Below are 8,513 nucleotides of genomic sequence, written 5' to 3'. Positions count from 1 at the left end.
CAAACGCCAGATGTACGGCCGCGGAAAGATCGATCTTCTCCAGGCGCGTCTGATCGGCGCGCAATGATCTCAAATGTCAGCGGGATTGCGTCAGACCCAATATTGCGCGCCGTTTGACACCGTCCCTCTGGGGAGAGCTCGGCGAGATCGCGGGTTATAAGGGGCGGCGAAAGCACCTCAACGACGCCTTCACCCCGATCATCGATCACCTCGAAGGAGCGAACCGTGCGCCCCTCGATGTCGTCGCTGGTGATGCGTTGTCGACTTTCGACAGCGATGGCGTGCATACGGTCTGGACCAAAGCCTTGGCGCGGCGAACAACGGATCCCGAGGGCGCGATCACCATGGCCCGAACTCTGCTGGAGACGGTCTGCAAGCGCGTGCTCGACGAGCGGAATGAGACCTATGACGATCGGGCGGATCTGCCGGATCTGTACAAGGCGGTGGCCACCTCACTAAATCTAGCGCCTGACCAGCACACTGAGGCACGAATCAAGGCGATCCTTGGCAGCGCCATGAATTTGGTCAACGGCCTCGGCACTCTGCGGAACAGGCTGTCGGATTCGCACGGCCGCGGCGGCAAGATTCCAGTGAAACCCTCGCAGCGCCATGCCAGCCTTGCAGTCAACATGGCCGGAGCCCTGGCGGCCTTCATCGTGGAGACGCATCAAGAAAAAGCAGCCACCTAAATCGGCGGCAGCCTGGATGCGAAGTAATCGAAGTCGGCTGCGGCTTTCTCAAGCTCCGACCTTGCATTGAGGCTCTTGAATTCCGCGAACGCCCGGGCCGGGCAGTTGACCTGCTTCTCGGGGTTGAACTCATGAACGTCCTGCTCGGCGGCATCCTCTGGATCCAAAGCGACCGATCGCATTCCGTATAGCGGGCCACGGCAATCGCTCGATCTGGGGAAGCGAGGCAGGGCGAGATGTTGATCTTTCCCGGAAGAGGAGAGGCGGGAACTGGCCAGCGCCTCATAGGCACCTATCGAGGTCCGCCTGACATTCCCCCGCCGGAGCCATCACCATCATCCGGTTCATCGTGGATATTGAGGTGATCTTCCAACCCCGCCACGAGCACATCCGGGCTTGGGAGTGCTCTCGCAATTTCCGGCGGCAGCACCGTGTACTCCGATACGGCCATCGGCTTGTTCACGCCCCGCAGTGCATATTCCACGACGAGGCCGTTCTTCCCCCGGCAAAGGATCAGCCCGATGCTGGGGCTATCGCCTTCGGTCCGCAGCTTGTCGTCGACCCCCGCCAGGTAAAAGTTCATCTTCCCGGCGAACTCCGGTTCGAACTCGCCCATCTTCAGGTCGATGACAACGTGGCTGTGAAGCTTGGTGTGGTAGAAAAGGAGATCGAGGTAGTAGTCCTGGCCTCCAATATCGAGATGATACTGGCTTCCCATGAAGGAGAAGCCCTTCCCGAGTTCGAGCAGAAGATCCTTGATGCGATCGATCAGTGTCTTCTCGAGATGTCGTTCGTGCGCATCGCCTGCAATCTCGACGAAGTCGAGAACGTAGGGATCCTTGAACAGATTGATCGGCATCGGCCGGGAGACGTCATGGTCGATGTGAAGTTCGTGATCGCGCGACCTTGGCGATCATAGAGCTTCGTTTCAATTTGGTGCTTAAGGATATTGCGGCTCCAGCCGTGCTCGACCGCCGCTCGTGCGTACCAGAGCCGCTGCGCTTCGTCGGGGACGCTGTCGAGAAGCAGAACGTTCTGGCCCCAAGGCAATTGTGCAACAACCTGTTGCACAATTGCGGAATCTCCCCATTCCTGGGCGAATTTCCTCATATATTTCAGATTTCTAGGGGAGAACCCTTTGACGTCCGGGAACTCCGAATGAAGATCGGCGAGTTGATCGATGACGCGGGCACCCCAGCCATGGGTGGCCTGGCGCTCGAGAATCTCTCGCCCAATCCGCCAGTAAAGCAGGATCAGTTCGCTGTTGACGGCGAGGGCAGCACGATGCCGGGCCTGCTGGATCTCGCCCTTCAGGTTGCGTAGCCATTCGAGGTATTCGGGCGGGGTCGTCTGGAGAGGCATGCTTCGCTTTCGCGCTATTTTCCGCGCCATCATGCCATCCGGTTCGGCATCAGACCACGGGTCTGACCGCTGCTGGAACCGCGCTGGCAGTCTCGTGGTCGGAAAACCGCTCCATTGGCCAACCCGAAATCAGGCACTGCCTCGGCAAAGCGCCGATGCGACCCGGATCAGACGCGGTTCACGCCGCGGTAGCGCGCGAAGCTTGTCCGGCCCGACGATCCGAACAGGACGACCTCGTAGCTGTCCGGCGCCTTGCCGACGACCTCCATGCCGGGAGAACCCATCGGCATTCCCCGAACGGCGAGGCCGCGAGCCTGCGGCTTCTCGGCCAGGAGGCGCTTGACGGCGTCAGCCGGCACATGACCCTCGACGACGTAACCGGACACCTCCGCCGTGTGACAGGAGGCAAGGTCGCCCGGCACGCCGAGGCGGAGCTTCACTTGGTCGACGTCGGAGGATGTGACGACCTCGACGGGGAAGCCGGCGGCCTTCATGTGCTCCACCCAGCCACCGCAGCAGCCGCAGTTCGGATCCTTGGTCACGATCACCTTCGGCAGGTTGGCCTGCGCAAAGGCTCGTCCGGCCATCATCGCGGCCCCAGAGGTTCCGAGAACGGCGAGGAAGCTGCGGCGGTTGAGCATGAGCATCTCCTTCAGGCTGCGACCGGGGTATAGCCGGCCTTGGCGACGAGAGCCTTGATGGATGCCAGGTCGCTGCTCCCGCGGACGGACACCAACTTGGAAGCCGGATCGGCTTCGACCTGCGTGCCGGGCAGGCCCGTCTCGATCGCGTTCTTGATCGTGCCAGCGCAGTGACCGCAGGTCATGTCCTCGACCCGCAAGGTCAGGGCATTCGGATCACGTTCGGCCGCCTGATCCGGCCGGGAGGAGTGGTTGTTGCATCCGCACATGGAATGATCTCCGTTTCTCATCGACGTTGAGAGCAGCCTGCACCTTCCCATTATGGCAAGGTCAAGCGGCGTTTCATCACGACGCGCCGATGTCGCGACGGCACGTACCTTTCGAGGATGCCCTTGCGAGGCGCCAACCCCGTGTCCGCCCGCTTTCATCGGTTCGGAGCAGGACCTCGTTGCGAGCCAGGCTCCATCCGGGGTGGCGTATCAATGCTTGTTCGCGGTGTCGTCGTCAGAGCCGTCGGATCCGGGCATCATGGCGCCGCCGGGTCCCATCATTCCCCGACCCATCATGCCTTGCCCCATCATGCCTCGGCTGCCCATCCGGACGAGTGCCGGCAGCCGCCGCTTTTGGGCCTCGTCGAGGGTCGCGTGGAGCGGCGCGGCAGCGTCCGCGAGCTTGCGCATGGCGTCGGATCCCTGGCTCATATGGTCGGCCATGGTGCGCAGCATGTTCACCGGATCGTTTGCCGTCATCCCTCCTGTCTGGCGCATGGCCTGCATATGGCTGAGGTGGAGGGTCGCCAGGTTCCGGAGCGCGGTTTCGACAGGGGGCCATAGCTTTTCCTGGTCGGCGGTCAGCCTCAGCCCGGCATGGATGGACGCGATATGGGCTTCGGCGAAGGCACTCATATCCTCCGCCGAGAATTGGCCCATCATCCCTTGGCTGCCGCCGAGCATGCCTTGACCCTGCATCATCTGGCCCATGGGCATCGGCATTCTGGATTGGCCGGGCATCGCCTGAGGTTTTCCCGGCGCCGTGGATTGGGCCTGCGCCTTGGGGGCTTTACCTGGATGGTGCGGGTCACTGGAAGTCGGCGCCTGGGCCAGCGCGGGCCCGGCAAGGGTAACCAGGACGGTCGCGAGAACGGACATCTTCATGGCGGTGTCTCCTTTGAGCGGTCAAAAAGGGCAAGAACGGCGTCGGCGCAGCTTTCGCGGAATGGCCGCAGGCAGCGCCGATCAGGTTTTCGTCGGGCGCAGCCATTGGTCCCGGGGCCGCAAGGGCCCCAATGTTCCCGGCCGGGCCGCAGACGGCCCGGCCTTGGGCGGTCACTCCCGCTTGTCGTGGTGGCCGTGGCCGCCGTGCATGAACAGATGCATCAGGGGGCAGGCCAGCAGCAGGAGGTAGGGCAGTGCGGTCACGATGTGGCCGCCGTGGTTCGCGAGGAGGTAGATGCCGAGAGCGGCCAACGCGAGCGAGCAGACCCAACCCAGGGGCGTGTTGATCAGCAGGGTCCGCCAGGTTCGTGGCGACTCGGGGGCAGGAGTCGGTGTGGTGGGCATGTCGATCTCTCCCGGTGCGGAGCGTGCCGATCTTGGACCTTGCTTGCGAATGGCGCCTTGAGCGAAATCAAGCGAGGTACCGGAAAGGCTCGTTCCGCCCACCCGGTCTGCTCCCGCTTCCTGACACCTAGCGGGCGGCGATGCCGTTCGGCCCCTTGCCCACCGGATAGGCCTTCCCGGCCGAGAGGCTGCCGAGATCGATCGCGGAGATGGTGTTGGCGTAGGTGTTCGTGACGTAGGCCGTGCGACCGTCGCGAGCGATGACGATGCCGTGCGCTCCCTTGCCGACCGTCACGTTCCGGATCAGCTTGCCGTCCTCGAGCGCGACGACCGACACCCGGTTGTCCGGCTTCGCCGCCGAGCCCTGGTTCGCGACCAGGGCGGCCTTGCCGTCCGGCGTAACGTAGACCTGCACGGGTCCGTTTCCGACGGAGGCCTTCCGCAGCACCTTGCGAGCGTCGACGTCGATGATGGCGACCTTGTCCTCGCCGTTGAGCGAGACCACGAGGATGCGGCCGCTCCGGTCGAACGCGACCTGGACCGGCCGCTTTCCGACGGAGATATGCATGGCCTTCTCCGGATTGCGCGTATCCACCAACGAGACCGTGTCGCTCTTCATGTTGGCGACCGCGAGCAGGTTGCCGTCCGGCGATAGGCGCAGTCCATGCGGGTAGTTCTGCACGGGGATGCGACCGGTTACCCTACGCCCCGGGATATCGACCACCACCACCGAGTTGGTTTCGGCGTCGGTCAGGTAGGCGAAATGCCCTTGTGCGTCGGGGACGACATGCGCCGGATGCCCTCCCACGGTCACGACCTGCGGCGCGCCGGGCGCGTCGCCAGCGACGTCCATGAGAATGAGCTGCCCGCCCGCGGAGCCGTGAGCCGCATGGCTGCCGGACTGTGCCGCAGGCATGCCGGTCGCCAGGATGAGGCGGCCATCGGCGGTGACGTCGACGTTGTGCGGCGAGATCGGAATCGCCGCCGTGGTGGTTTTCGAGGTCTGGGAGTCGATGATGGAGAGGCTCTGCCCGTTCTCGTTGGCGACGACGATCGTGTCGGCCCGGGCGCCGGCGGCACCAAGGGATGTGACGAGGGCGAGTGCAATCTGGGTTCTGCGTGCGAACATCGCATTGTCCTTCCGAAATTCGAATTGAACTGGGTCCCGGTGCCCACGCAGGCCGCGACATCACGGAAGCGGCGGGGTCGGGATTCGGTTGGGTTACGCGATGGATTTTGGCGGTTTGAATCGCACCTCCGGGATTGCCCCGGCCAGCATCAGGTCATTCCCGGGCTGGAGGCAGATGGGTTCGGGCCATCCCGGGAAAGGGGCACCGGCACGGATCATCGCCGGGGGCACGACGAGGCAGCTCGAGGAAGCGCCGAGACAGTCCTGGTCACAGGAAGGGCCGCCCGCCGTTCCCTCGGCGCTGTCTTGATCCGCGTTTCGGCCGTGATGGATGGAGGCCGCCGCCGGGTCGACGTGCCCATGCTCAATGACCAAGGACAGGTGCGTGGCAGGACCGGGCGCCGAAAAGGCAGGCGTCGCCATGCGACCGACCACGAGAACCATCGCGGCGACCGCGAGGAGCATGGCCATCAGCGGAGACAGAGCTTTTTTGCGACGCCTCTTCATTGCAGGAAGTCTACCCGGTTGGCGGACCGAAACCTTGCGCTGCATCAAACAGCCGGACGGACCGGGCGGCTCCCGATGGAACTGCCCGGCCCGGCAACTACAGTCGTACCGTGCGCAGGCGGATCGCGTTGCCGATCACGCTGACCGACGACAGGGCCATCGCGGCCGCCGCGATGATCGGCGACAGCAGGATGCCGAAGAACGGGAAGAGCACTCCCGCCGCCACCGGCACGCCGAGCGCGTTGTAGATGAAGGCGAAGAACAGGTTCTGACGGATGTTGCGCATCACGGCCTGCGACAGCCGTCGCGCCCGCACGATTCCGGTCAGGTCACCTTTCAGCAGGGTCACGCCCGCACTTTCCATCGCCACGTCGGTGCCCGTGCCCATGGCGATGCCGACATCCGCCGCCGCCAGCGCCGGCGCGTCGTTGACGCCGTCGCCCGCCATGGCGACCACCCTGCCGTCCGCCTTGTAACGCTGGACCACGGCACTCTTCTGGTCGGGCAGGACCTCGGCCTCGACCTCGTCGATTCCGAGCCGCCTGGCGACCGCCTTCGCGGTCGTCCAGTTGTCGCCGGTGAGCATCACGACCCAGATGCCTTCCGCCCTGAGCCCGGCGAGCGCCTCCGGCGTCGAAGTCTTGACCGGATCCGCAATGGCGATGGCACCCGCCGCCTTCCCGCCGATTCCGGCGAAGATCACCGTGGCGCCGTCCTCGCGCAACTTGTCCGCCTGGTCCGCCAGGCGAGCGGGATCGATGCCATGCTCGGTCAGGAAGGCCGCGTTGCCGAGCACGACGCGCCGTCCCTCGACGGTACCCAGCGCTCCCTTGCCGGTGGGCGAATCGAAATCGGCGACCGGCGCAGTGGCGATGCCTTGCTTGTCGGCGGCCGCGACGATGGCCAGCGCCAACGGATGTTCGCTCGCTCGCTCCACGCTGGCTGCCAGGCGCAGGATTTCGGCTTCGTCAAAGCCCGGAGCCGGAACCACGGCAGTCACGGATGGCTTGCCCTCCGTGAGGGTTCCGGTCTTGTCGACCACGAGGGTGTCGACCTTCTCCATGTGTTCCAAGGCCTCGGCATTCTTGATCAGAACGCCCGCCTGGGCGCCGCGGCCGACCCCCACCATGATCGACATCGGCGTGGCGAGACCAAGCGCGCATGGACAGGCGATGATGAGCACCGCCACGGCCGCAACGAGGCCGTAGGAAAACCGCGGCTCGGGACCCCAGAACGCCCATGCGATGAAGGCGAGTGCCGCAATGCCGATGACCGCGGGCACGAAGTAGCCCGAGACGTGATCGGCCAATCGCTGGATCGGGGCGCGGCTGCGCTGGGCCTCCGCCACCAGTTGGACGATCCGCGACAGCATCGTGTCGTGCCCAACCTTCTGCGCCTCGATCACGAGGCCGCCGGACTGGTTCATCGTGCCCCCGATGGCCGCGGCGCCGACTTCCTTGGTGACTGGCATCGACTCGCCAGTGACCATCGACTCGTCGACCGCGCTGCGCCCCTCGACGACGACACCATCGACGGGAACCTTCTCGCCCGGCCTCACCCGCAGGCGGTCGCCGACCTGCACGGTGTCGAGCTGGACCTCCTGCTCGGTGCCGTCGGGCATGATCCTGCGGGCCGTCTTGGGCGCGAGGTCGAGCAGGGCGCGAATGGCCCCGCTGGTGCTCTCCCGGGCCCGCAGTTCGAGCACCTGCCCGAGCAGGACGAGAACCGTGATGACGGAAGCCGCTTCGAAGTACACGGCCACCGAACCGTCATGGCCTCGGAACGCGGCCGGGAAGATCCCGGGCGCCAGCGTCGCCACCATGCTGTAGATCCAGGCCACGCCCGTGCCCATGGCGATGAGCGTGAACATGTTGAGGTTGCGCGAAACCAGCGACTGCCAGCCACGCTCGAAGAACGGCCAGCCTGCCCACAGCACGACAGGAGTCGCGAGCAGCATCTGGATCCAGTTCGAGGTCTGCTGGCCGACATAGTGGCCCAGACCCGTCAGGTGCCCGCCCATTTCCAACACGACCACGGGCAGGGAAAGCGCGAGTCCGATCCAGAACCGGCGCGTCATGTCGATCAGTTCGTGGCTGGGACCGGTCTCCGCCGTCGCGAGCACGGGTTCGAGCGCCATGCCGCAGATCGGGCAGGAACCCGGTCCCACCTGTCTGATCTGGGGATGCATCGGGCAGGTGTAGATCGTGCCTTCCGGCACGGGTTCAGCCTTCCGGGCCGCCGCCGGCTCGACGTATTTGGCGGGCTCAGCCATGAATTTCGACTGGCAGCCGGAGGAGCAGAAGTAATAGGGCTTGCCCTCGTACTGCGCCCGGTGCGTGGTCGCGTGCGGGTCGACCGTCATCCCGCAGACCGGGTCCTTCACCTGCCCGGCTGCTCCCTCATGCTCATGATGATGTCCCCCATGGAGGCCATGGTCATGATGATGGCCATGGTCCTTGCTGGTTGGGGTGTCGGTCATGACGGTTCTCCGGGCAGGCATCGATAAGCTGCGGCAAGGTTGGGGCTTCCCATGATGGGAAGGTCAAGCGCGTGCCTCCGGGGCTCCAGCCATCGACGCGATCGAGGCGGGTCTCGACCTCCGTGAACCACCTCAAGACTTGCCGCA

The 8,513-nt window shown here is 64.9% G+C and carries 11 protein-coding genes; 1 reads left to right on the top strand and 10 read right to left on the bottom strand.

Going from position 1 to position 8,513, the window contains the following annotated elements:
- Positions 1-113 precede the first annotated feature (113 nt).
- Positions 114-689 carry an abortive infection family protein gene (locus tag ACFPOB_RS25770; protein WP_377801173.1) on the top strand — a complete coding sequence of 192 codons (576 nt, stop codon included), beginning with the start codon at positions 114-116 and terminating at the stop codon, positions 687-689.
- Here the strand turns inward: ACFPOB_RS25770 and ACFPOB_RS25765 are convergent.
- The 10 genes from ACFPOB_RS25765 to ACFPOB_RS25720 form a co-directional block, all read right to left on the bottom strand.
- The gene (locus ACFPOB_RS25765) at positions 686-871 is read right to left on the bottom strand and encodes a DarT1-associated NADAR antitoxin family protein (protein WP_047579392.1); all 186 of its coding nucleotides are present in this window, start codon (positions 869-871) and stop codon (positions 686-688) included. The genes ACFPOB_RS25770 and ACFPOB_RS25765 overlap by 4 nt on opposite strands.
- Before the next feature lie 110 nt (positions 872-981).
- Complete coding sequence (locus ACFPOB_RS25760; RefSeq protein WP_197064358.1) at positions 982-1,548, bottom strand: DUF1016 domain-containing protein; 567 nt, start codon at positions 1,546-1,548, stop codon at positions 982-984.
- Positions 1,458-2,051 carry a DUF1016 N-terminal domain-containing protein gene (locus tag ACFPOB_RS25755; RefSeq protein WP_377801172.1) on the bottom strand — a complete coding sequence of 198 codons (594 nt, stop codon included), beginning with the start codon at positions 2,049-2,051 and terminating at the stop codon, positions 1,458-1,460. Before ACFPOB_RS25755 ends, ACFPOB_RS25760 begins: the two co-directional genes overlap by 91 nt.
- A gap of 167 nt (positions 2,052-2,218) precedes the next feature.
- A complete protein-coding gene (locus ACFPOB_RS25750) occupies positions 2,219-2,698 on the bottom strand; it encodes a DUF411 domain-containing protein (protein ID WP_047579394.1) in 480 nt (159 codons plus the stop codon).
- 5 nt (positions 2,699-2,703) lie between these two features.
- Positions 2,704-2,961: a heavy-metal-associated domain-containing protein gene (locus ACFPOB_RS25745; protein ID WP_047579395.1), complete on the bottom strand. Its 258-nt coding sequence runs from the start codon at positions 2,959-2,961 to the stop codon at positions 2,704-2,706.
- 210 nt (positions 2,962-3,171) lie between these two features.
- Positions 3,172-3,846, bottom strand: coding sequence for a Spy/CpxP family protein refolding chaperone (locus ACFPOB_RS25740; protein ID WP_377801171.1), 675 nt, complete (start codon positions 3,844-3,846; stop codon positions 3,172-3,174).
- 171 nt (positions 3,847-4,017) lie between these two features.
- A complete protein-coding gene (locus ACFPOB_RS25735; protein ID WP_067255018.1) occupies positions 4,018-4,251 on the bottom strand; it encodes a DUF2933 domain-containing protein in 234 nt (77 codons plus the stop codon).
- 127 nt (positions 4,252-4,378) lie between these two features.
- Positions 4,379-5,380, bottom strand: a complete 1,002-nt coding sequence (locus ACFPOB_RS25730) for a YVTN family beta-propeller repeat protein (RefSeq protein WP_054207537.1) — start codon at positions 5,378-5,380, stop codon at positions 4,379-4,381.
- A 93-nt stretch (positions 5,381-5,473) separates the two neighbouring features.
- On the bottom strand, positions 5,474-5,851 hold the full coding sequence (locus tag ACFPOB_RS25725) for a hypothetical protein (protein ID WP_377801170.1): 378 nt from the start codon (positions 5,849-5,851) through the stop codon (positions 5,474-5,476).
- A 133-nt stretch (positions 5,852-5,984) separates the two neighbouring features.
- Positions 5,985-8,366: a heavy metal translocating P-type ATPase gene (locus tag ACFPOB_RS25720; protein WP_377801169.1), complete on the bottom strand. Its 2,382-nt coding sequence runs from the start codon at positions 8,364-8,366 to the stop codon at positions 5,985-5,987.
- Between the last annotated feature and the right edge of the window lie 147 nt (positions 8,367-8,513).

Origin of the sequence: Allobosea eneae, from assembly GCF_042657265.1 — a bacterium.
GTDB lineage: Bacteria > Pseudomonadota > Alphaproteobacteria > Rhizobiales > Beijerinckiaceae > Allobosea > Allobosea eneae.
Note: the sequence above shows the minus strand (reverse complement) of the source record. Positions and strands in the feature narration are given on the sequence as shown.

Coding starts and splice junctions, on each gene's coding strand:
- ACFPOB_RS25765 (WP_047579392.1), bottom strand. CDS start 871: ATGCGATCGGTCGCTTTGGATCCAGAGGATGCCGCCGAGCAGGACGTT.
- ACFPOB_RS25760 (WP_197064358.1), bottom strand. CDS start 1,548: ATGCCGATCAATCTGTTCAAGGATCCCTACGTTCTCGACTTCGTCGAG.
- ACFPOB_RS25755 (WP_377801172.1), bottom strand. CDS start 2,051: ATGCCTCTCCAGACGACCCCGCCCGAATACCTCGAATGGCTACGCAAC.
- ACFPOB_RS25750 (WP_047579394.1), bottom strand. CDS start 2,698: ATGCTCATGCTCAACCGCCGCAGCTTCCTCGCCGTTCTCGGAACCTCT.
- ACFPOB_RS25745 (WP_047579395.1), bottom strand. CDS start 2,961: ATGTGCGGATGCAACAACCACTCCTCCCGGCCGGATCAGGCGGCCGAA.
- ACFPOB_RS25740 (WP_377801171.1), bottom strand. CDS start 3,846: ATGAAGATGTCCGTTCTCGCGACCGTCCTGGTTACCCTTGCCGGGCCC.
- ACFPOB_RS25735 (WP_067255018.1), bottom strand. CDS start 4,251: ATGCCCACCACACCGACTCCTGCCCCCGAGTCGCCACGAACCTGGCGG.
- ACFPOB_RS25730 (WP_054207537.1), bottom strand. CDS start 5,380: ATGTTCGCACGCAGAACCCAGATTGCACTCGCCCTCGTCACATCCCTT.
- ACFPOB_RS25725 (WP_377801170.1), bottom strand. CDS start 5,851: ATGGCCATGCTCCTCGCGGTCGCCGCGATGGTTCTCGTGGTCGGTCGC.
- ACFPOB_RS25720 (WP_377801169.1), bottom strand. CDS start 8,366: ATGACCGACACCCCAACCAGCAAGGACCATGGCCATCATCATGACCAT.